Below are 20,462 nucleotides of genomic sequence, written 5' to 3' on the forward strand. Positions count from 1 at the left end.
TGATCAAAGCACGCGGGCGCGCACCGAACAAGCCAGAAATTGCCCGCTGACGTAACCCGAACGGGTGCTTTTCCTACGAGGCCGGGCCGCGTCGTTCGCGACCATTCACCACCAGCCCCCGAGATGCGTACCCCCTCCCCCCATGAAGGAGCCGCCATGCCACGCCGCCAGACAATCGCCCTCGCTGATCCCCACCCCATCATCGCCACGCAGGAGAGCGGCTTGGCCGAATGGATGCAATCGCTTGATTGCTCGGAAGCCGACCTCCTGGAAGCCATGTCCGCCGTCGGCAACTCGGCGCAGGCCGTGCGCAACTACCTGTACGGCGGCAAGGGTCCGTGGCAATGGCTGGCAGCCGCCGCCTGACGCCAGCCGCCGCTTCCGCTCCCTGCGCTGCCCGGCGGGCCTGCTGGCATGGCCATCGGCCAGAATCGGCCCATGGCACAGCAACGCAAGGAGAACGCCCAGTGGCATACGAGCACCAATCGACTTCGGCAGACGGACGGTTCGCGCTCCAGGTCGACCCTTGGGAGGCGCGCAACTCCCACTGGGTGTTGACCCCGCAGGTGCGCGACCTGAACAGCGACCGGGTGCTCTTCAAACCTGTGGCCTCTTCCTGGTCCGCAGATGGCTCCACTTGGACAGGCAGCCAAGTGCGCATCGCCCTGCGCAAGTACCCGGGAGACCAACCACGCCCAAGCCTGGCGGCCTGGGTGGATTGCGAACGTGAAGTGGCCTGGATCGAAGGCAGCGAGACGCGCTTGGCGCTGGACCAGTTGGAGGCAGAACTGGAGCGCTCGTTGCTGGCCGGCAAGCCCGAACGCTAGTGTCCCGAGTTGGAAGTTCGTTGACGAGAGAATTCTGCCGAAATCGCTGCCAGGTTAGGCGCAAAGCACAGCCATGCTGGGAGCATGGCGAGCATTTGCAACGACGCATGGCGGGGATTGTCGGTAGATTTATTCAACGAATTTCTAACTCGGGACACTAGGCCTTCACATGCCGCCGGGGGTGAATGCGCGCCGCGAAAATGGCGTACACGGCGAGGCCGATCGCCATCCACGCACCCCAGCGCGGCGCCCCCAGGCCCAGCAGCGCATACGCCACGCACAAGCCGACGACACCGCCCTGGATCACGTAGGCCAGGATCTGGCCCAGGTCGGGCCCATCCGTCCTGCGGCCCCAGAAGTAGGCAAAGATGATGGGCAGGGGCATGAGGATCAGCACTGCCAGCCCCGCGCCCTGGCAGTCTCCCCGGCACCGGTCACCAGCATGGGCCACGGCGCCCAGGGCATTCCAGACGATGAAGGCGAGGGTCAGGGCAGAGCGGCGCACGGGCATGTTTCCAGCAGATGGTGTGATCGGGTGCCCGCAGCTTGCGTCATTCACAAAGGTCGGCGTACCGTGGTTGGCGGGCTGGCAAGGATCTGGCACGCAGACTGACACCGGTATTTTCAGCCAGGCAGGCCAGCCCCAGTGGCGGGTGCAAGGCCGTGGAAACCGGCTTTTTTGCCTGAATCAGCGGGGAACTATCCGGCGGCGCAGGTGGCCATGCAAGCGCGCGGCCGGGGCAAAATGGCCAGCCCACCAGGAGAACCCCAATGAAAGTCCAAGGCCAATGCCACTGCGGCGCGATTGCGTACGAAGCCGAGGTTCAGCCGGGCAGCATGACCATCTGCCACTGCACGGACTGCCAGATCCACTCGGGCTCGGCCTTCCGCGCCAACATTTCCGCGCCTGCGGCCAGCTTTCGGCTGCTGCAGGGCACGCCCCGCACCTATGTGAAGACGGCAGACAGCGGCGCCCGGCGGCTGCTGGCCTTCTGCGAACACTGCGGCACGCCCCTGTATGCCTGCGCGGAGCAAGCGCCGACGGCCTATTCGCTGCGCACCGGGGTACTCAAACAGCGGGACGAGCTGGGCACGCCCCAGCGGCAGATATGGACGCAGCGGCGGCGCGCGTGGGTGGCGTTCTCGGAAGAGGTGGAAAGCTTTCCGGGGCAGCCAAGCTAGGGCACCGCCGGCCCCACCCCGCCCCCCAACACCCGGTACACCACCGCCAGCGCATTGAGCTGCGCCAGCCGGTTCTCCTCTACCGCCAGCTCCGCGGTGCGGCGCCGCTGCTGCGCGTCCAGCCAGGTGCGCAGGCCCGTGGAGCCGGCGCGGTAGCGCACCTCGTACAGGCGCTCGGCCTCGCGGGCGGCGGTCAGTTGCAGGGCCAGCTGCTCGCCCTGGCGCAGCAGCTGGGTGCGGGCCGAGAGGGCGTTCTCCACGTCGGCGAAGGCGGTGTACAAGGCCTGGCGGAAGTTGGTGACCGCCTCCTCGTACTGTGCAGTGGCCAGTTGGCCCGAAAGCTTCATCTCCTGTGCGCGCAAAAAGGGCAGGCTCAGGCCCGCGCCCAGGCTGGCCACGGGGTTGGAGAGCAGGCGCAGCAGCGAGGTGCTCGACGTGCCCAGCTCGCCCGTGAGGCTGAGCGCGGGGTAGTAGCTGGCGCGGGTGGCGTCGCCGCTGGCCAGCACGTTGCGCAGGCGGGACTCGGCGGCGCGCAGGTCGGGGCGGCGGGCCAGCAGCTCGGCGGGGGCGCCTGCGGCCACGGCGGGCAAGGCGGCTTCGGGCAGGCGCTGGGGCTCGGCGGGCAGCACCTCGGCCAGGGTGGTGGCGCCGGGGGGCGCGTTCATCAGCACGGCGATGGCGTTGCGCGTTTCCACGCGCTGCTGCTCCAGCTGGGCCAGGGCGGCGCGCTGGCTGGCCACCGTCTGCTCGGCCTCGCGCAGCTCCAGCGCCGACACCGCGCCCGCGTCGTACTGCGCGCGCACCAGTTCCTGCGTGCGCAGGGCATAGGCCAGGCTGTCGCCGCCGCTGCCCACGCGCTGGTTCAGGTAGGCCAGTTGCCAGTACAGCCCTGCGGCCGTGCCGGCCAGGGCCTGGGCGGCGGCCTCGCGGTCCTCGGCGCTGGCGCGGGCGGCCCACTCGGCCGCGTCGCGCGTGCTGGCCACGCGGCCCCACAGGTCCACCTCGTAGCTGGCCGACAGCGATGCGCCGCTGCTGCGCGCCGTGGCGTTGCTGCCGCCTTCGAGCCGGCGCGATGCACTGCTGGACAGGCGCCCCGCCACCGTGGGGGCCAGCGCCGTGGCGGCAATGCCGGCCTGCAGCTGCGCCTGGCGTACGCGCAGCGCGGCGGCGGCCAGGTCGTTGTTGCGGGCCAGGGCGGATTCGACCACCTGGCTCAGCGCGGGGTCGCCGAACTGGCGCCACCACTGGTCGGGCAGTTGGGCAGTGGCTGACGCCGAAGGCTGTTGCTGCTGCCAGGCGGCAGGCACGGTGGCACCCGGCGCCTGGTAGGCCGTGCGCGTGCCGGCGCAGCCAGCCAGCAGCAGGGCCAGCGCCAGGGGAACCAGGGCGAAGGAGTAGTTTTTGATGGTCGTCACGTGCAGTCGGTCCTTCATGTTCATCAGTCGCGTGCAAGCGCATCGATGGGGTTGAGGCGCGCCGCGCTGCGCGCCGGCAAGAAGCCGAAGACCACGCCGATCAGCGTGGAACAGGCGAACGCCCACACCATGGAGCTCACCGAGAACGCCAGCGGCACAACCGGCGCCACGCTGGTGATCAACGCGCCCAGGCCCAGCGCGATGGCGATGCCCAGGCCACCGCCCAGCAGGCACACCAGCACCGCCTCGATGAGGAACTGCTGCTGGATGTCGCCCTGGCGCGCGCCCACGGCCATGCGCACGCCGATCTCGCGGGTGCGCTCGGTCACCGACACGAGCATGATGTTCATCACCCCGATGCCGCCCACCATGAGCGAGATGACGGCGATGGACGCGACCAGCAGGGTCAGCGTCTGCGTGGTGGTCTCGATGGTCTGGCGGATGCTGTCGGTGTTCAGCACATAGAAGTCCTCGCGGCCGTGGCGTGTCTTGAGCAGCTGGTTGATGCCCTGCTCCGCCGCGGCCATGGGGGCGGTGTCGGCCACGCGCACGGTGATGCTGCGCAGGTAGTTCTGCCCCACGATGCGGCCCATGGCCGTGGTGTAGGGCACCCACACATTCAGCGCCTCGCTGTTGCCGAAGGCGTTGTCGCTCTTGGCGGCCACGCCGATCACGCGCACCGGCACGCTGCCCAGCAGCACCACCTCGCCCACCGGATTGGGCAGGTTGGGGAACAGCTTGGCGCGGGTGTTGTCGTCGATCACCGCGACCTGCTGGCGCTCCTGCACGGCGCTGGCGTCGAACACCGTGCCCTGCGCCAGCTTCACCGCCTTCACGCGAAAGTACTGCTCGCCCACGCCGTTGACCGTGCCGGTCAGCTCCACATTGCGCCAGCGCAGCCGCGCCGCGGCGTTGAGGTTGGGCGTGACGCTGTCCACATACGGCTGGGCGGCCAGGGCGTCGGCATCGGCCGGCACCAGGGTGCGCACGGCGGCAGAGCGCACGTCGCCGAAGCCCGAGCCCGAGAACACCTCGATGGTGTTGGTGCCGATGGCGCTGATGTCGGCCAACACCTTCTTTTGCGTGCCCGCGCCCATCGCCACCACCGACACCACCGAGGCGATGCCGATGACGATGCCCAGCATGGTCAGGAAGGTGCGCAGCCGGTGCGCGTTCATGGCCAAGAGCGCCATGTGGAAGGCCTCGCGAAAGCGGTCGCCAAAGGCCGACAGCCGCGCAACAAGCCCCGTGGGAGCGCGGCTGGAGGGCCGGCCGGCGCCGGTGCCGGGCGTAGGCGCACCCTCGCGCCGCGTGTCGCCCACGATGGCACCGTCGCGGATTTCGATCACGCGCTGCGCGTGCGCAGCCACGCCCATGTCGTGCGTGACAATGATGATGGTGTGGCCCTCGGCGTGCAGCTCTTCGAGGATCTTCATCACCTCGGCGCCGGAGTGCGTGTCCAGCGCGCCGGTGGGCTCATCGGCCAGGATCACGCGGCCGCCGTTCATCAGCGCGCGGGCGATGGACACGCGCTGCTGCTGCCCACCCGAGAGCTTGCCCGGTGTGTGGTGCATGCGGTCGGCCATGCCCAGGCGCGCCAGCAGCGCCGCCGAGCGATCATGCCGCTGCGCGCGTGTGCGGCCCGCGTACACGGCCGGCACCTCCACATTGCCCTGTGCCGTGAGGTCCGACAGCAGGTGGTAGCGCTGAAAGATGAAGCCGAAGTGCTCGCGCCGCAGCTCGGCCAGCTCGTCGGGCGCCAGTTGCCCGGTCTCGCGCCCGTCCACGCGGTAGCTGCCGCGCGTGGGCGTGTCCAGGCAGCCCAAAATGTTCATCAGCGTGGACTTGCCTGAGCCCGACTGCCCGACGATGGCCACCATCTCGCCGGCGTGGATGGTCAGGTTCACGTCCTTGAGCACGGCCAACACCTGATCGCCGGCCGGGAACTCGCGCGTCACGCCGCGCAGGTCGAGCAGGGGCTGCGGTGCTGCTGTTGCTGTTGTTTCTGCCACCGCGCAGGTGTCGTGTGCCTTGCCTTGCATGGCCTGCATGGCCCCGCTCACTGCCGTGGCGGGCCGCCGCGCATGCGGCCCGGGTTGGTGGCCGATGGGGCGCTGGCGCCATCGCCCAGCACCACCTTTTCGCCAGCGGCCAGGCCCTCGGTGACCTGGGCGTTGACGTTGTTGTTCAGGCCGATCTTCACCTGCCTCGGCGCGGCGTTGCCCTCGGCGTCGACCACGCGCACGGTGGTGGTGCCATCGGCGTTGCGCGCACCCAGCGCGGCCGACGGGATGGTGACCACGCCCATGGCCTCGGCCCGCACGATGTAGACCTGCGCCGTCATGGAGATGCGCAGCTTGCCGTCGGGGTTGGGCGCGTCGAACAGCCCGTTGTAGTAGATGGCGGTGGCCGTGGCGTTGCTGGTGGCAGCGGCGCTGGACTGGGACGACTCGTTGGCGATGGAATCGGGCGCGGGCTCCACCGCGCGCAGCGTGGCCTGGTAGCGCTGGTCAGGCTCGCCCAGGATGGTGAAGTACACCTTCTGCCCGGGCTTGACGCGGGTCACGTCGGCCTCGGAGATCTGGGCCTTGACGGTCATGGTGTCCACCTTGGCCAGCTTGATGATGGTGGGCGCGGCCTGGTTGGCGTTCACGGTCTGCCCCTCCTGCGCGACCAAGGCCACCACCTGGCCGTCGATGGGCGCGACGATGCGCGTGTAGCCCAGGTTCACCTTGGCCGTGTCGGCGGCAATGGCCGCCTGCTGCATCTGCGCCTTCAGGGCGTCGATATCGGCCAGCGTGGTGCGCCAGGTGGCCTCGGCCGCCTCCAGGTCGGCCTGGGGGCCGGCATCGGCCGCGCGCAGCTGCTGCTGGCGCTTGTAGGCCAGCTCCACCTGCGACAGCGAGGCCTGGCGCGCACGCAGGTTGGCCTGCGCCGTGGCCAGCGCCGCCTCGGAATTGCGCACCGTGTTCTGCTGCGTCAGGGAGTCGATCTCGGCGACCAACTGGCCGGCCTTCACGTTGTCGCCCAGCGCCACCTTCAGCGACTTGATCTGCCCCGACACCTGCGCGCCCACGCTCACCTGCTTGAAGGCCTGCAAGGTGCCGCTGGCCAGCACCGTGTCTTCCAGGTCGCCGGTGGCGGCTGTGGCGGTGATGAAGCTGTTGGCCGGCTTGGCAGGGAAGAACTGCCACTTCACAACAGCGCCGGCAGCGGCCAGCGCCAGCACGGCGAGGCCGATGCGCAAGGGTGTTTTCTTGGAAATGGGCATGGGAGAAAGTTGGAGGCTGTTCGGAAAAATGAGGGGTGACAGGGAAGCCGGTCAGCCGTTGATCGGCTGGCCAGGCGCCTGTTCAGCGGGTTGTCTGCGCACTCACCTCGGTGTGCGCCTGGCTGCTGCGGCGGGGGCTTTTTCTTTTGCCTTGGGGGCCGCTGCCTTGCGTGGCACCGGTGCCGGTGGTTTCTTGCGGGATGGCGGCGCGGCGGCATCGCCGAACGGCCTTGCCGCCACCGGGTCGCAGAACGGCAGGTTGCTCACCGCGCGGATGGCCCGCGCCATCTGCGCGACCACCTGCTCCGTGGTGAAGGCCTGGCCATCGCACACCGCGGCGCGGCTGATGGCCTCGTCCACCGTGCGCACGGCGCCCATCACCGCGGCAGCGCACAGGCGCACCTCGAAATCATGGTGCGAACGGCCCAGCCGGTCGCCGATGAGGGCCGCCATCTCCCCTTCGCCATCGTGGTACGAATGCAGCCAGATGGAGCGCAGGTCGGGCTCATCAGGCAGCGCGGCAATCAGCCGCACCACCAGCACCATGTCCGCAATCTCCTCGGGCGTGTGCCGGTCCAGCGCGAACTGGTCGGCCAGGTGGAGTTCCAGTGCCAGGTGGCGCGGCCAGCAGCGCAGCTCGCGCGCAAAGCGTTGCCAGGTCTGCGCGAACAGGGGCTCGACACAGCTCTCCTTGTTGCGAAAGTAGCGCCACACCGTGCGCTCCGAGATACCGGCCGCTGCAGCAATGTCGCCGCCGCTGGTGGCAGCCACGCCCTGGCCGGCGAACAGCCGGGCGGCTGTGCGGGCGACCATCATGCGGGATGCTTCGGATCTGGAGAATGTCATTTACCGCCATTCTATTGGCAGTAAATGACAGCTCGGCCAGCAAGACCTTTCATGGCACGGGGTTGTGGGGTGCGCGGGGACATGGCGACCGGGCGGGGCGGCACCCCATGGCCGTCGTCAGTCCGCCCCGGGCTTGTCCAGCAGTGTCCTGTCGATGGCCACCATCTTCCACGACAGCAGGCCATAGCGGTGAAAGACGAAGCCCACCTCGCGCCCCTCGGAGCTCACGTGCACGGTCGAGTAGTCGCGGTAGTCCACATGAAAGCGCGGCCTGGTGCTGCCGTTGGTGCGCTCAGCGCCACCACCGCGCGTGGATGATGGCGGTGCGGCCACCGGCGCCCCACCCGCAGGACTGCCGTGCAGCAGCCTTACCACGCCCGATGGGGAGACCATGGCGTCGAAGGCCTGCGTGAGCATGCTCTTCACGAAGGTCTGCGCCAGGTTGGCGAAGGGGTTGTCGGCCGGCACACCGCGGGTCTTCATCTCGGCGTCCATGCGCGCGGTCAGCAGCTCCTTGACCGAGTCGCGCAGCAGCACGAAGTCCACGTACTCGGACACCCTGGCCGCGTCCTGGTCGCGCACGGCGTTGGACAGGGAGTGCAGGGCCCAGTAGGGGGAGGCGTAGAGGGCAGCGCCGGCTGCCACGGCGATGGCCGCTGCGACGGCCAGGACTTTTTTCTTGCTGCTGCTTGTCGCGTTCGTCGTTGCGGTCATGTTGGTTGGTCCCTCGGTTTCGTTGTTGGTTGGCCCCTGGTTTCAACGCGCGGTGGGGTATGGGGGTTTACGTGTTCTGCGGCTTGCTTTCAGGACTAGGCACGTTCGTTGTTCGTGCCGGCTGCATGCCTGCATGGAGGGCGGAGGCCGGGGTGTGCGCCCGGCGGCGCACCTACCTTCTTTTGCTTCGTCAAAAGAAGGTAGGCCAAGAAAAGACGACCCCGCTGCCCGTGTCCCCCTCGCCGGTGGCGAGGGGGCAACCTGCGATGCTCGGGCCTGGGGTGCACCGCGGAACTCGCTGCGTTCGCCCTGCGGGCGAACTCCGCTCGAACAACCGCGGTGAGTCAGTTCACGATGCGCGTGTCCTGCGGCACGCGCTCACCCCAGGCCCTGCGCTTCTCGGCACGGTCAGAAGGGGGTGGGAACGGGCTCCACGCGGGCCATTGCTTCGCTCGGCCTGGGCAGGGCCTTCATGCCCAACTGTCGGCAGCGCACAGCGCGACCCGACCCCAGGCGCAGCTGCGAAGCAGCAGCCGTGTGGCACCCGCTCCCCACCCCTGCTGACTGCGCCGAGAAGCGCAGGATCTGGGGTGGGCGTGTGTGCCGAAGGACACACACGCTTCGTGCTCTAGCTTGCCGATGCTGTCTGAGCGGAGTTCGAAGAACGCAGCGAGTTCATCGGCACCACCCCAGATCCGAGCATCGCAGGTTGCCCCCGTTCGCCCGACAGGGCTAACGGGGGACGCAGACTGGGGGTCGCCTTCTCTTTGGTGACTTTCTCTTGGCGACTCAAGAGAAAGTTACTGCGCCGCCGGGCGCACACCCCGGCCCCCGCCTTTCAACCAACCACCAAGGCCACCCAAACACACGCCCCCAAGACTGCACCAACATGCCAGTGCATGTCGCCTGACGAACGTACCTCCACCCAAAATCACAGCCCCCCACAAACCCACGTGGTAACGTCGCCCCGCGTCCAAAAGCGACGAACAGAACAGAACAGAGCAAAACGACAAGCAGGAACGACCATGGCGACCTACCTCATCATTGGATTGCTCATCGTCTTCGTGCTGATTCCCATGGTGCTGGTCCCCGTCATGGCCATCCGGGACGCCAGGCGCGCAGCCAAAACACCCCGCCTCCAACCGGCTGGCAGCACCAAGAGCACCAAGCCACCCGAAGAACAACCGCCCCACCCGCTCGCCTGGCTGGGGTACCTGCTCCTTGCAGTCATGTTCGCGGGCCTCGGTGCCTGGCACCTCGCGCACCCCGATGAGGTGATGTCGGGCGGCAAATGGCTGAGCGCGATTCTGGGCCTGACCTACCTCGCGTTGGGCAAGTACGGCCCCGGCCTGGCCTGCATGCTCGCAGCCGCCGGGTTTCTGGTGGCCTGCATCCGGCGACTTCGCGGCGATGCATGAATGATGGCGCTCTGCGCGCGCGATGGCCAGCAACCGCTGGCCGTTCGGCAGGCACCGGCTACGGGCTGCCCGGTATCCCGAAGCCCTGCGTTGCCTGCACCGCCCCATCATCGAACTGCAGCACCCGCTCCGGCCAGCGCAAAGCCGCCAGCTTGAAGTCATGCCCCACCACCTTGCCCGCCTTGCGCTCGGCCCAGCGCCCACCGGCCGAAAAATCCACGCAGAACACGTTGCCACGCTGGCCATGCCAGGCCAGCGGGTGGGTGTCGGCAAACAGGTCCGCATCGCCCTTGCCCACCACGCTGCGGTCTATGGGGCGCAGGCGGCGCCAGTAGTGGCCCACCACCACGGGCACGTCGTCGGTGTAGGCGTCCCACCAGGCCTGGCGCTCGGTAAACCGCCAGCGCCCGCCCGCGAAGAAGGGCGAGCGCCCCGTGCTCTCCACGCCCGAGGTCAGCACCTTGAGCGGGTTGAGCATCTGCTTGTTGGCCTCGTTCTCGGCATGCGCGTGCAGAAACGGCGGCTGGTGCAGGTTGTTCTCCAGCCCGTGCAGCCAGTGCTCCATCTCCTGCGCCATGCGCTGCTCCAGCGCGGTCTCGCGCGCCTGGCGGCTGGCGGCATGCTCCCAGTGGTCGTACTCGCTGCGCACCGACCCCAGGGGCAGCAGGCGCGCCGCATCGATCTGCACCTCCTGCCAGGCGGCATGCACCACGCGCAGGTCCTCGCGCTCCAGCCCGACAGGCAGCACCGACAGAAACTCCACGATGGAGTGGCGCTGCGCGGGCGTGGGCCGTGCCGAGGGGGCGTACTTGTCGTGGTCGCGCACCATGCGCGCATCGAAGAACCAGCCCGACCCATCCTTGGCATCCTCGCGCAGCAGGTTGATCTCGTGGTTGCCCAGCACCGCCACCGCGCGGCCCGCCTGCACCAGGCGCTGCGCCAGCGCCAGCACGGCCGGGCTGTCCGGGCCCCGGTCGCAGAAGTCGCCCACGAAGACCAGCGTGCGCCCATCGGCATGCCGGCCCTCGCCGTCGTAGCCCAGGTGGCCGAGCAACTGCACCAGCGCCTGGTACTCGCCGTGGATGTCGCCCACGATGTCGAGCGGGCCGGGGGGCAGGGGTTGGATCAGGCTCATGAAAAAGGAACAGACAACAAAAGAAAACCACAATGATGGCGATGGCGGCGAAAGGACCTATCCGTCTGCCACCCAGGCAGCGCCCGGCAGACCACTTTAGCAGTTGCCCGCCCGGGCCCCGGCAGCAGGCCGGCATCCATACGGGCTGCCACGGCCCGCTGCAACGCCTTGCAGCGCGCCACCACGCTTGACAACTTGTCAAGCCACGCCTGGGGGCCGCTGATTAAAATTCCTGGGCGCTCTGCCAAAGAGCCCAACGCACACCACCTCTCAAACGGCCCCCACCCAGCAGATGCGGGGCGCCTCTTCTCAGGCAACACACAGGCTGACAGACAGCGCACCCAGTTCATGGCGCAGGACTTCATTCAAATCTACCCCCCGGACGCCGCACTTTGCACCGAAGCGCGCCAGCAGCTGTACACCGACCTGCTTGAAAACGTGGAGCTAGGCGAGTTCAAGAAAAAAACCTTCGCCCCTGCGCTCAAGCGCCTGTGCCTCGAAGGGCAGATCGAATCGCGCGACGAGCGCATAGGAGCGCTGCGCGACCCCGCCGGGCGCATCAACCCGCTGGGTACCTACGTCCACGCCTACCTGTGCCTGGCCTCGCCCGTGGTCAGCGAGGAGGCCTTCGCCGCCATCCTCCGGCACTACCGGCCACAGTCGCTCACCGATATGGCCATCGAGCTGGTGCGCTATTTCGACGGCACCCGGCTGCGGCACCCCGGCCCGCAGGTATTCCTGCGCATGCGGTGCCTGGTGCGCACGCTGGCGCAGGTGATCCCTGCCACCTCGTTCCAGTACCTGTGCGGCGACATGTTCTCCCGCTTTCTCTCGCGCGCCTGCCACGACGAGAGCCTGGACAACTGCATGGTGAGCGACTGCTGGGAGGGCGTGGACCAGTTCGCCGGCATGGGGCGGGACATGGAAAGCATTCACACCCTGGCCACCGACCTGTTCAGTGGCAAGGTCCGACAACCCGCCATCTACCAGGACAGCCACGTCGTGCTCTTTTGCACCCGCTACTTCCAGCGCCAGCTGGGGCCCCACCTGCTGGCGCTGCTGGACGCCGTCTACCAGGCCATCCTGGCGGGCCAGCGCCTGCGGCTGGAGCAAGGTGTGCTCGTCGTGAAGCACATACCACGGCGCGAAGAATGGGATGACGGCGCAGACGAAGCGGCGGGCGATGACAGCGCAGGCCCCGGCAATTCCGATTCAGCACAGGCGCCAGCGCTGGCAGACGCATCATCCGGCCCCATCGGCACCGGCTTCTTTTGCCTGGCCCGCAGCGCCACACCCGCGCATTCGCGCGCCGTGGAGAACACCCTTCGGGGCACCGTGGCCCAGCCTGAAAGCACCGCCCCTCATATCCTGGCGCTCGCGCCCTTCGCCGGGCCCGAAGCCCTGCAACGAGTGGACGCCACCACCTTGCTGCTGGGCTGGGAGGCAGAGTTCGCCCCCGAGGCCGGGCGCGACGCGGCAGCCGCCTGCACCGCCGCCGGCTGCCAGGTGCTGGCCCCGGCACTGTGGCTGGAATCCGGTGAGGTGCTGCATCTGCATGGCCTGGGGCCTGGCGAGCCGTGGCGCTTCTCCCGGGCCCACGGCGCCAACAGTGCGAACAGTGCCACTGACAAGGAGGACGACGACGCAGAAGTGCGCGAGCTGCCAGACCTTCTTGCCGTGCTGCTGGCAAGGGCGGATGGCGAATCCCCCGGCCAGCAAGGCGCCCCGCCGCGGTAGACATCCCCCTCGGCATGGAGGCCAGCAGGTGAACACAGGGATAATCTCCGCCCATGCCCCTGGACCACTGGATCGAACAAACGCTGTTTCTGGCCTACCGCTGGGCCGACTACGCCCTGCTGAACCTCATGGACGACCCCGCCCTGCTGGCGCTGGTGTTCTGCTGAGGGCGGGGCCCAGCCACCGCGGGCCAGCGCCAGCCGGCATTTCCAAGCGAAGTCACTCCCACTGCAGGTAGACCCAGGCGCACAGGGCCAGGCCCAAGCCCCACAGCAGCCATGCGCGGGTGACGAAGTACGGGTAGAACATCAGCACCGCCCCGCTCCAGGCCAGCACCGGCCGCGTTTGCCGGCGCCCGCGGCGCCACACGATCCAGCCGATGAGGCTGAAGACGAGCGAGCCGATGAGATAGGCCGGGCTGGGCATCTGCAGGCCCAGGCCCTCAAGGAGCGCAAGTTCGTTCATGGCGTGACCACCCCGCCAGCCACCATGGCCAGCCCGTGAAGATGGGAGTAGCGCCAGGCCGATAAGTTGCGCCCGCAATGCCCTGACTTGCGATGTCGCTCCCAAAGTGACCGAGACCAGGCGCCGATCGGGCAGAGCTGCGGCAAGTCTAGCAGTGGCAGCTTTGCTCCTGCTGGCCTTTGGCACCAGCGCCGCGGCTTACCCCTGCAGCCCCTGCACCCAACTGCGCGGCGCCTGCCCCACCACCTGCGTGAACGCGCGTGAGAACGATGAGGCGCTGGCATAGCCCAGTTGGTCGGCCGCGGCCTTCACCGGGGTGCCGCCGCGCAGCAGGGTTTGCGCAATGGCCATGCGCCACTGGGCCAGGTAGTCTGCGGGCGGCTGGCCCACGTGGGTGCGAAAGGCGGCGGCGAACGCGCTGCGCGACATGCCGGCCTGCGCGGCCATGGTGTCCAGCGTCCAGTCGGCCTCGGGGCGCTCGTGCAGGGCCACCAGGGTGCGGGCCAGGCGCGGCTCGGCCAGGCCGGTGAGCAGGCCCGCGGGCAGCTCGGTCTCGCCCGTGTGGTCCAGCAGCCAGCGCAAAAGCTGGATCACCAGCACCTCGAACAGGCGGTCGGCCAGCAGGCGCTGGCCGCAGCGCAGGCGCTCGGTCTCGGCGAACAGCAGCGCCAGCGTGTGCTCGAGCCCATCCACCTCGCGCAGCGGCAGCACCAGCAGCGGCGGCAGCGCGCGCACCAGCGGGTGGCTGTCGCCGCCGTCGAAGTCGAGCGTGGCGCAGACGAAATCGGCCCCGTCCACCGGCGCGTTGTGGAAGTCGTGCGCCAGCGGGCGTGGGTAGAACAGCAGCGTGGGCTCGGTCACCTGCAGCCGGCGCTTGACGCCGCGCGCACGGTGCGTGACCTCCATCTCACCGCTGCGCAGCACGTGCAGAAAACCCCGCCCCGGCTGCGCCGCGAAGTGCGTGACGCCGCACAGCGGCCCGGCATGGAACAGGTGGGCGCGAAGGCGAAAGCGCTCGAGCAAGGCAGACAGCCGGTCGACGGGTTGCGGCAGCGGGACATTCATGGCGGAGCGGTCCATTCAGGACGAAAAGGCATGTTTTATGGACTCATCGCACCATATTTTACTGCGTTGCGATGGAAACTTCATTCCACGGTGTTGCAGCTGCACCTCCCTTCTCTCCCTTTTTTCTCACCACCTCAACCCTGACACAGGAGCCATCACCATGAACCGCATCCCCCTGATCGACCGCGCATCCGCCCCCGCCAGCGTCGCCGGCACGCTCGACGCCATCCACGGCGCCTTTGGTGCCACGCCCAACATGTTCCGCACGGTGGCCCAGTCGCCCGCGGCGCTCAACGCCCTGTGGGGCTTCTTCGGCGCGCTGGGCAATGGAGGCAGCATCGACGCGCAGCTCGGCGAGAAGATCGCCGTGGCGGTCGCCAACCGCAACGACTGCCACTACTGCCTGGCCGCCCACACCGCCCTGGGCCGCAAGGCCGGCGCCAGCGCCGCCGAGATGGGCGCCGCGCAGACCGGCCAGTCCGACGACCCGCGCACCGCCGCCGCCCTGGCCTTTGCCCTGAAGCTCGTGGAAGCCCGCGGCCAGGTGTCCGAGGCCGATGTGCAGGCCCTGCGCAGCGCCGGCTTCAGCGACGGCCAGGTGGTGGAAATCGTGGCCCATGTGGCGCTCAACCTGTTCACCAACTACGTGAACGTGGCGTTTGCGGTGCCGGTGGATTTCCCATCCGTCGCGCTGCGCCGATAAGGAGACCGCCATGGACCTCCACGCAACCGGTTTGGCCCCCGAACTGGATATCGCGCAATGGATCAACACCGATGCACCGGTCACGCTGCAAAGCCTGCGCGGCAAAGTCATCGCCGTGCATGCTTTCCAGATGCTCTGCCCCGGCTGCGTGGCCCATGGCCTGCCCCAGGCCGCAGCCCTGCACGCGACCTTCGACGAGCGCGATGTCGCGGTGCTGGGGCTGCACTCGGTGTTCGAGCACCATGCGGTGATGACGCCCCAGGCGCTCAAGGCTTTCGTGCACGAGTACCGTCTGGACTTCCCCATCGGCATTGACATGCCGGGCACCAGTGGAGCCATCCCGCGCACCATGCAAACCTATGGCCTGCGCGGCACGCCCAGCTTGCTGCTGATCGACCGGATGGGCCGGCTGCGGCTGAACCACTTCGGGCGCATCGACGATATGCGCGTGGGGGCGTTGGTGGCGCAGCTGGTGGCCGAGCCAGGTGCCGAGGCTCGGGCTGGGGCGGCTTCACCCAGCGCCGCGCCTGTCGGAGGTTCTCGTCCAGGAGACGCGGTCTGCCATGCCGATGGCTGTGCGGTGGCTGGTTGAGCATTCCTTTCATGTGGCGGCGATGGATTGGCGCAGGTGTGCGGCATTTGAATGCTTGATGCTTGAGCTTGCTGTCGCCGCTCGTGGTCGATGGGGGCTGGTGTTTTTGTGTCGAGGGCGGGGGCCGGGATGTGCGCCCGGCGGCGCAGTAACTTTCTCTTGAGTCGTCAAGAGAAAGTCACCAAAGAGAAGACGACCCCCAGTCTGCGTCCCCCATTCGCCCTGTCGGGCGAACGGGGACAACCTGCGATGCTCGGATCTGGGGTGGGCGTCGCTGAACTCGCTGCGTTCTTCGAACTCCGCTCAGACAGCAGCGACGAGCCAGATCACGAAGTGCGTGTGTCCTTCGGCACATGCACCCACCCCAGCTCCTGCGCTTCTCGGCGCAGCCAGCAGGGGTGGGGAGCGGGGACAAAGACGGCTGCTGCTTCGCAGCTGCGCCGGGTGTCGGTTACGCGCTGCGCGCTGCCGACACGTTGGGCGCGATCACTCTGCCCAGGCCGAGCGCAGCGATGGCGCCTCGGGCCGAGCGAAGCAATGGCCCGAGTGGAGCCCGTTCCCACCCCCTTCTGACCGTGCCGAGAAGCGCAGGGCCTGGGGTGAGCGCGTGCCGAAGGACACGCGCATCGTGAACTGACTCACCGCGGTTGTTCGAGCGGAGTTTGGCCGAAGGCCGAACGCAGCGAGTTCCGCGGTGCACCCCAGGCCCGAGCATCGCAGGCTGCCCCCTCGTACGCAGTGCGAGGGGGACACGGGCAGCGGGGTCGCCTTTCTTTTGGGCACTTTTCTTTGATGGTGTATAAGAAATCTATTGCAACCGCCCCAACAGCATCCGAGCCTGCGCAAGCCACACCCACGCAGCCGCATAGAACGGCTTGCGGTCGTGGTGCATCACCAGCCTGCGGTTGCGCTCCAGCCATGCATGGGTGCGCTCCACCACCCAGCGCTTCTTGGCGATGGGGGCAGGCTGCTCGTCGCTCCACAGCGGCTGCTGGGCATCGTCCCAGCGGTGGCGGGCACTGTGGCGCACGATGCGCACCTGTACGTGGTGCGCCTTCTCGATCTGATGGGCGCATTGCCCGGCGTACGCGCTGTCGGCCCACAACGTCTTGAACGAGCCATCCGTGCGCTTGCACGCCTGTGCTACCGCTTGCGCGGCCGCGTCGCGGTCCTGCACGGCTGCACTGGTGATCACAACCGCAAGCAGCAGGCCCAGTGTGTCCACGACCAGATGGCGCTTGCGCCCCTGCACCTTCTTGCCTGCATCGAAGCCCAAGGTTCCACCCTGAGGGCTGCCCCGGTTGGACTGCGAGTCGATGATGGCCTCGCTGGGCTGCGCAGCGCGCTCCAGGCGTTGGCGCCATTGCTGGCGCAGACGCTCGTGCAGCGCTTCGAACTTGCCTTGGCGGGCCCAGTTGACGAAGGCCTTCTGCACGGACTGCCAGGGCGGATAGATCTGCACCGGCAGGTTGCGCCAGGACGAGCCGGTGCGCAGCACATAGCAGCAGGCATCGACAACGCTACGCCGCGAGTAGGTGGCCGGTCTGCCACGCGAGCCCGGTTGGGGCTCGAACAGGTCCTGCGCCAGCGCCCATTCGGCATCGGTCAGGGCACCGGCAATGGCGTTGCCGGATTGACTGGCGGGCCGATGCTGGGCGGTGTAGCCGTAGCGCGTGCCAGGCTGACCAGGCTGCGAGCGGGACAGCTGCGACTTGGGCCGCGCTCGCTGCAGGCCGGCAGCCTTCAGTGCCGCACGCAGAGTCACCGTGCTGGGGGCGCTGCGGCCCATGTGATCGGCCCAGGCCAGCGCCAACTCGGGCAGCGTCGCCTGCGGATTGTCTCGGACCACCTCGCGCAAGGTGGCGTACTCGCCAGGGGGGATCACGGGTGGTCGGCCTGTCTTTGCCATTGCGCTGCTCCTGCTTGGTCAATGCGGCGCTATTATAATTTATTTCTTCTACACCCTCTTTGGCGACGCAAAGAACAAGTGCCTCGGCCGCCGGGCCGAGACCCGGCCTCCGCCCTTGATACAAGCACGTCGTCACAGCGCCATCAGCCATCGAACGCCCCTCGGTCTCCGCCCATCGTCAACGAGGCGCGTAACGCTTCCGTGTCCTCCAGCAGACCCAGTTGATTGACCTTGCGCACCAGTACCACGGCTGCAAGGACCGCGGGGTTCAACAGGCTCCCTGGGAAGGTCCGGCCCTTGCCCCAAAAGGCCGCCAAGCCTGCGCCGGCCTCCGTGCGCTCGTGCTGGAATAAGATCATCCTGGCGGCGACGTCCTACGCGCACGGGCACGCCAGCACGTAGACTGCCTGCACCCCACGCCCCGCCAATGAATACCCCCCCTCCCCGCCGAGCCCCCAACCGCGACCTCACCCAGGGCCCCATCGCCCGCACGCTGATCGCCTTTGCGCTGCCGGTGCTGGGCGCCAACGTGCTGCAGTCGCTCAACGGCTCGGTCAACGCGATCTGGATCGGCAACCTGCTGGGCGAAGAGGCGCTGACGGCCACCTCCAACGCCAACCTGGTGCTCTTTTTGCTGCTGGGCGCGGTGTTCGGCGTGTCCATGGCAGCCACCATCCTCATCGGGCAGGCCTACGGCGCGCGCGACATCGAGCGCGCCAAGTGCGTGGTGGGTACGGGCGCCACCTTCTTCCTGGCCGTATCGGCGCTGATAGCGGCCGCCGGCTGGGTGTGGACGCCCGAGATCCTGGGCCTGCTCAAGACGCCCGAGGCCGCCCTGCCCTCGGCCGTGGCCTACCTGCGCGTGATCTTCGTGGCGGTGCCGATCATGAATTCGTTTGCCTTCGCCATGGCCGTGCTGCGCGGCTCGGGCGATTCGCGCACGCCGTTTTATTTCATGGCCTTGTCGGTCGCCATCGACGTGGCCTTGAACCCGCTCTTGATCCGCGGCGCCGGGCCGCTGCCGGCCCTGGGCATCGCCGGCTCGGCCCTGGCCACGCTGCTGGCGCAGGGCATCAGCTTTGCCGGCCTGCTGGTGCTGCTGGCGCGGCGCCGCCACCCGCTGCTGCCGGGGCGGCATGAGCTCTCGCACTTTCGCCCCAGGCCGCAGCTGTTGCGCACCATCGTGGTCAAGGGCGTGCCGATGGGGCTGCAGATGATCGTCATCTCGTCCGCCGCGCTGGTGATGATGGGCCTGGTCAACGGCTACGGCGTGCAGACGGCGGCGGCCTATGGCGTGGCCGCGCAGCTGTGGACCTATGTGCAGATGCCGGCCCTGGCCACGGGCGCGGCCGTCTCGTCCATGGCCGCACAGAACGTGGGCGCCGGCCGCTGGGACCGCGTGGAGCAGATCGCGCGCGCAGGCGTGCTGTTCAACCTGCTGCTCACCGGCGCGCTGGTGCTGCTGCTGTATGGGGCCGACCGCTATGCGCTGGGCCTGTTCCTGCCCGGTGACAGCGGCGCCATCGGCGTGGCGGTGCACATCAACAACGTGGCCAGCTGGTCGTTCGTGCTGTTCGGGGTGACCATCGTGATCTTCGGCGTGGTGCGCGCCACGGGTGCGGTGCTGCCGCCGCTCATCATCCTGTTCATCTCCATGCTGCTGGTGCGCGTGCCCTTTGCCTGGGGCCTGCAGGATGCGTGGGGCGCCGAGGCGGTGTGGTGGAGCTTTCCGCTGGGCTCGGTCACCTCGGTGGTGCTGGCGGGGCTGTACTACCGCTATGGCGGCTGGCGCAGAAACTCGCTGGCGGCCCGGCCCCTGAAGGAAGAAGACCCGCCCGCCACCGGCACCGCAGCCGATACCGGTGTGGCCATGCCGGCGATGGACCGGGAGGCGAATTACGACGGCGCGGCCGCTACTGCAGGCACCAAACCTTAAAGCCCTGCTTCGGGCCCGACCCCTGGGCCGGGGGCGCTTTTGCGCCCGCCTTCGGAAGTGCATGGGCCATGCGATTCATGCGGTGGGTGACCCTGCGAATTGAAGGGAATAGCCCCCTTGATAGCGCCCCCTCTCCTCGCAACCTCGGGTACGCTGCGCCGCTTCAACGCCCCGACGTTGCTTTAGCAATGAGCAGAGGCCCCCCACCAAGAATGGCAGTTCATGCCCAGGGTGGGGCCGGCCAGGGGCGGCCAGCGTTTGCCGAGCGTAATTTTTGGAGTGTTTCAATGAGGTCCCTGTTTCTGGTATTTTTGGCGGCGTTCAGCACGTTTGCACAGGCTGCAAACTTTCTGTCGATTCACCAGCTCCCGCACAAAACGCCACTCCCCCCCGCAGCCGGCAGCTTCACCTACACCTTTGACACCAAAGTCGGGTTCAAGGAGCAGTACGCCCCGACCGGCGTGACGGGCTGCGCGATCGGTTTCGGCACCGGCGGCTGCGCCTTCCCGGGCGGAGGCTCCCTGCCGCTGACCGAATTCACCGGCGCCCAACTGCAACACCACAAGGAGTTCAAGATCTTCGTCCCCGCAGGCACGCGCTCGCTCCTGCTCTCGGGGTATGCCCCCCTCGCCACCCAATCGGCCTTTGTGCTGAGGTACGGCAAGGAACCTGCCCGTCTGGCCCCCCTGAGCGATGCGGAATACCAGGCCGCCAGGACCGGCCAGCACGTCGAAGCCTTGTTCTCTCGCCTGGTCAAGGAAGATGACGAGCAGTTCGTCGTGCACGATGGCAGCGGCAGCCTGCGCTTCATGGGCGGCCAGCTCGATGCCAATGGCGGCAGCACCGACCAGGGCCAGTGGCTCTATGTGCGCCAGCTGAGCGGCGCCCCACTCATGACCTACCAGGGCGCCATCGACGTCGACATGCCCAAGTACGCCGCCGGCTATGCTGCGATCACCTGGAACACCCGCAGCGCTCCAGATCCCATCGACCCCGTCAGCGGTGACGGCCCTGCCGCCCCGCCGCCGGTGGCAACGACCACAGCGACAACCACCACAACGCCCACCGCAACCCGGGCCCCCACAGCCATCATGTCCGCTGCCGGCTTGCCCGTGCTGCTGGGCCACTACGATGCAGCGGCCTGCAGTGCGAGCCCGCAGGCGGATGGCGGCGCGAACTCCTGCCAGGCGGCTGTTCTTCAGGCGGGCAACTAACTGGCCCGGGCCAAGAACCTGTTTGCGATTTCG

Annotated in this window: 19 protein-coding genes; 9 read left to right on the top strand and 10 right to left on the bottom strand. The window is 68.2% G+C overall.

Annotated elements, in window-relative coordinates:
* Nucleotides 1-156 precede the first annotated feature (156 nt).
* Together ACSQ9E_RS16560 and ACSQ9E_RS16565 are read left to right on the top strand one after the other, a co-directional pair.
* Nucleotides 157-366 (top strand): DUF3606 domain-containing protein, encoded by a 210-nt coding sequence (locus ACSQ9E_RS16560; protein WP_436218527.1) that lies wholly within the window; start codon nucleotides 157-159, stop codon nucleotides 364-366.
* Nucleotides 367-467: 101 nt separating this feature from the next.
* Nucleotides 468-827 carry a hypothetical protein gene (locus ACSQ9E_RS16565; RefSeq protein WP_057200882.1) on the top strand — a complete coding sequence of 120 codons (360 nt, stop codon included), beginning with the start codon at nucleotides 468-470 and terminating at the stop codon, nucleotides 825-827.
* A gap of 157 nt (nucleotides 828-984) precedes the next feature.
* On the opposite strand, the gene ACSQ9E_RS16570 is transcribed toward ACSQ9E_RS16565, so the two are convergent.
* Nucleotides 985-1,332 carry a hypothetical protein gene (locus tag ACSQ9E_RS16570; protein ID WP_436218528.1) on the bottom strand — a complete coding sequence of 116 codons (348 nt, stop codon included), beginning with the start codon at nucleotides 1,330-1,332 and terminating at the stop codon, nucleotides 985-987.
* Nucleotides 1,333-1,598: 266 nt separating this feature from the next.
* On the opposite strand from ACSQ9E_RS16570, the gene ACSQ9E_RS16575 reads away from it, so the two are divergent.
* Nucleotides 1,599-2,009, top strand: a complete 411-nt coding sequence (locus ACSQ9E_RS16575) for a GFA family protein (protein WP_436218529.1) — start codon at nucleotides 1,599-1,601, stop codon at nucleotides 2,007-2,009.
* Here the strand turns inward: ACSQ9E_RS16575 and ACSQ9E_RS16580 are convergent.
* The 5 genes from ACSQ9E_RS16580 to ACSQ9E_RS16600 form a co-directional block, all read right to left on the bottom strand.
* Nucleotides 2,006-3,424, bottom strand: coding sequence for an efflux transporter outer membrane subunit (locus ACSQ9E_RS16580; protein ID WP_428001407.1), 1,419 nt, complete (start codon nucleotides 3,422-3,424; stop codon nucleotides 2,006-2,008). The two genes, ACSQ9E_RS16575 and ACSQ9E_RS16580, sit on opposite strands and share 4 nt — an antisense overlap.
* 23 nt (nucleotides 3,425-3,447) lie before the next feature.
* The gene (locus ACSQ9E_RS16585; protein WP_436220230.1) at nucleotides 3,448-5,466 is read right to left on the bottom strand and encodes a MacB family efflux pump subunit; all 2,019 of its coding nucleotides are present in this window, start codon (nucleotides 5,464-5,466) and stop codon (nucleotides 3,448-3,450) included.
* A gap of 17 nt (nucleotides 5,467-5,483) precedes the next feature.
* On the bottom strand, nucleotides 5,484-6,695 hold the full coding sequence (locus ACSQ9E_RS16590) for an efflux RND transporter periplasmic adaptor subunit (RefSeq protein ID WP_436218530.1): 1,212 nt from the start codon (nucleotides 6,693-6,695) through the stop codon (nucleotides 5,484-5,486).
* Nucleotides 6,696-6,797: 102 nt separating this feature from the next.
* On the bottom strand, nucleotides 6,798-7,541 hold the full coding sequence (locus ACSQ9E_RS16595; RefSeq protein ID WP_428001410.1) for a TetR/AcrR family transcriptional regulator: 744 nt from the start codon (nucleotides 7,539-7,541) through the stop codon (nucleotides 6,798-6,800).
* 117 nt (nucleotides 7,542-7,658) lie between these two features.
* On the bottom strand, nucleotides 7,659-8,255 hold the full coding sequence (locus tag ACSQ9E_RS16600) for a DUF2939 domain-containing protein (protein ID WP_436218531.1): 597 nt from the start codon (nucleotides 8,253-8,255) through the stop codon (nucleotides 7,659-7,661).
* Between the two features lie 1,025 nt (nucleotides 8,256-9,280).
* Between ACSQ9E_RS16600 and ACSQ9E_RS16605 the strand changes: the two genes are divergently transcribed.
* A complete protein-coding gene (locus tag ACSQ9E_RS16605) occupies nucleotides 9,281-9,673 on the top strand; it encodes a hypothetical protein (RefSeq protein ID WP_057200888.1) in 393 nt (130 codons plus the stop codon).
* Nucleotides 9,674-9,731: 58 nt separating this feature from the next.
* Here ACSQ9E_RS16605 and ACSQ9E_RS16610 read toward each other — a convergent pair whose 3' ends face one another.
* Complete coding sequence (locus ACSQ9E_RS16610; RefSeq protein WP_057200889.1) at nucleotides 9,732-10,808, bottom strand: metallophosphoesterase; 1,077 nt, start codon at nucleotides 10,806-10,808, stop codon at nucleotides 9,732-9,734.
* Between the two features lie 348 nt (nucleotides 10,809-11,156).
* Between ACSQ9E_RS16610 and ACSQ9E_RS16615 the strand changes: the two genes are divergently transcribed.
* Complete coding sequence (locus ACSQ9E_RS16615; RefSeq protein WP_436218532.1) at nucleotides 11,157-12,545, top strand: hypothetical protein; 1,389 nt, start codon at nucleotides 11,157-11,159, stop codon at nucleotides 12,543-12,545.
* A 219-nt stretch (nucleotides 12,546-12,764) separates the two neighbouring features.
* Here the strand turns inward: ACSQ9E_RS16615 and ACSQ9E_RS16620 are convergent, their stop codons facing one another.
* Together ACSQ9E_RS16620 and ACSQ9E_RS16625 are read right to left on the bottom strand one after the other, a co-directional pair.
* Complete coding sequence (locus ACSQ9E_RS16620; RefSeq protein WP_436218533.1) at nucleotides 12,765-13,010, bottom strand: hypothetical protein; 246 nt, start codon at nucleotides 13,008-13,010, stop codon at nucleotides 12,765-12,767.
* A gap of 198 nt (nucleotides 13,011-13,208) precedes the next feature.
* Entirely contained in the window at nucleotides 13,209-14,075 is an 867-nt protein-coding gene (locus tag ACSQ9E_RS16625; protein ID WP_436218534.1) for an AraC family transcriptional regulator, read from the bottom strand.
* A gap of 160 nt (nucleotides 14,076-14,235) precedes the next feature.
* On the opposite strand from ACSQ9E_RS16625, the gene ACSQ9E_RS16630 reads away from it, so the two are divergent.
* Nucleotides 14,236-14,778, top strand: coding sequence for a carboxymuconolactone decarboxylase family protein (locus tag ACSQ9E_RS16630; protein WP_057200893.1), 543 nt, complete (start codon nucleotides 14,236-14,238; stop codon nucleotides 14,776-14,778).
* A 10-nt stretch (nucleotides 14,779-14,788) separates the two neighbouring features.
* Nucleotides 14,789-15,370 (top strand): peroxiredoxin family protein, encoded by a 582-nt coding sequence (locus ACSQ9E_RS16635; RefSeq protein ID WP_436218535.1) that lies wholly within the window; start codon nucleotides 14,789-14,791, stop codon nucleotides 15,368-15,370.
* An 808-nt stretch (nucleotides 15,371-16,178) separates the two neighbouring features.
* Here the strand turns inward: ACSQ9E_RS16635 and ACSQ9E_RS16640 are convergent.
* Nucleotides 16,179-17,279, bottom strand: coding sequence for an IS5 family transposase (locus ACSQ9E_RS16640; protein WP_436218536.1), 1,101 nt, complete (start codon nucleotides 17,277-17,279; stop codon nucleotides 16,179-16,181).
* Between the two features lie 427 nt (nucleotides 17,280-17,706).
* Here ACSQ9E_RS16640 and ACSQ9E_RS16645 point away from each other — a divergent pair, with 427 nt between their 5' ends.
* Nucleotides 17,707-19,215: an MATE family efflux transporter gene (locus tag ACSQ9E_RS16645; protein WP_436218537.1), complete on the top strand. Its 1,509-nt coding sequence runs from the start codon at nucleotides 17,707-17,709 to the stop codon at nucleotides 19,213-19,215.
* A 287-nt stretch (nucleotides 19,216-19,502) separates the two neighbouring features.
* Entirely contained in the window at nucleotides 19,503-20,429 is a 927-nt protein-coding gene (locus tag ACSQ9E_RS16650; protein ID WP_436218538.1) for a hypothetical protein, read from the top strand.
* Nucleotides 20,430-20,462: the final 33 nt, after the last annotated feature.

The organism is Acidovorax sp. LjRoot118 (assembly GCF_964253575.1).
Taxonomy (GTDB): domain Bacteria; phylum Pseudomonadota; class Gammaproteobacteria; order Burkholderiales; family Burkholderiaceae_C; genus Acidovorax.

Bases quoted from the DNA above. Each gene is read 5' to 3' on its own strand.
- ACSQ9E_RS16630 (WP_057200893.1), top strand. From the start codon at position 14,236: ATGAACCGCATCCCCCTGATCGACCGCGCATCCGCCCCCGCCAGCGTC.
- ACSQ9E_RS16610 (WP_057200889.1), bottom strand. From the start codon at position 10,808: ATGAGCCTGATCCAACCCCTGCCCCCCGGCCCGCTCGACATCGTGGGC.
- ACSQ9E_RS16590 (WP_436218530.1), bottom strand. From the start codon at position 6,695: ATGCCCATTTCCAAGAAAACACCCTTGCGCATCGGCCTCGCCGTGCTG.
- ACSQ9E_RS16600 (WP_436218531.1), bottom strand. From the start codon at position 8,255: ATGACCGCAACGACGAACGCGACAAGCAGCAGCAAGAAAAAAGTCCTG.
- ACSQ9E_RS16650 (WP_436218538.1), top strand. From the start codon at position 19,503: ATGAGGTCCCTGTTTCTGGTATTTTTGGCGGCGTTCAGCACGTTTGCA.
- ACSQ9E_RS16605 (WP_057200888.1), top strand. From the start codon at position 9,281: ATGGCGACCTACCTCATCATTGGATTGCTCATCGTCTTCGTGCTGATT.
- ACSQ9E_RS16615 (WP_436218532.1), top strand. From the start codon at position 11,157: ATGGCGCAGGACTTCATTCAAATCTACCCCCCGGACGCCGCACTTTGC.
- ACSQ9E_RS16595 (WP_428001410.1), bottom strand. From the start codon at position 7,541: ATGACATTCTCCAGATCCGAAGCATCCCGCATGATGGTCGCCCGCACA.
- ACSQ9E_RS16620 (WP_436218533.1), bottom strand. From the start codon at position 13,010: ATGAACGAACTTGCGCTCCTTGAGGGCCTGGGCCTGCAGATGCCCAGC.
- ACSQ9E_RS16575 (WP_436218529.1), top strand. From the start codon at position 1,599: ATGAAAGTCCAAGGCCAATGCCACTGCGGCGCGATTGCGTACGAAGCC.
- ACSQ9E_RS16635 (WP_436218535.1), top strand. From the start codon at position 14,789: ATGGACCTCCACGCAACCGGTTTGGCCCCCGAACTGGATATCGCGCAA.
- ACSQ9E_RS16625 (WP_436218534.1), bottom strand. From the start codon at position 14,075: ATGAATGTCCCGCTGCCGCAACCCGTCGACCGGCTGTCTGCCTTGCTC.
- ACSQ9E_RS16560 (WP_436218527.1), top strand. From the start codon at position 157: ATGCCACGCCGCCAGACAATCGCCCTCGCTGATCCCCACCCCATCATC.
- ACSQ9E_RS16645 (WP_436218537.1), top strand. From the start codon at position 17,707: ATGAATACCCCCCCTCCCCGCCGAGCCCCCAACCGCGACCTCACCCAG.
- ACSQ9E_RS16585 (WP_436220230.1), bottom strand. From the start codon at position 5,466: ATGCAAGGCAAGGCACACGACACCTGCGCGGTGGCAGAAACAACAGCA.
- ACSQ9E_RS16640 (WP_436218536.1), bottom strand. From the start codon at position 17,279: ATGGCAAAGACAGGCCGACCACCCGTGATCCCCCCTGGCGAGTACGCC.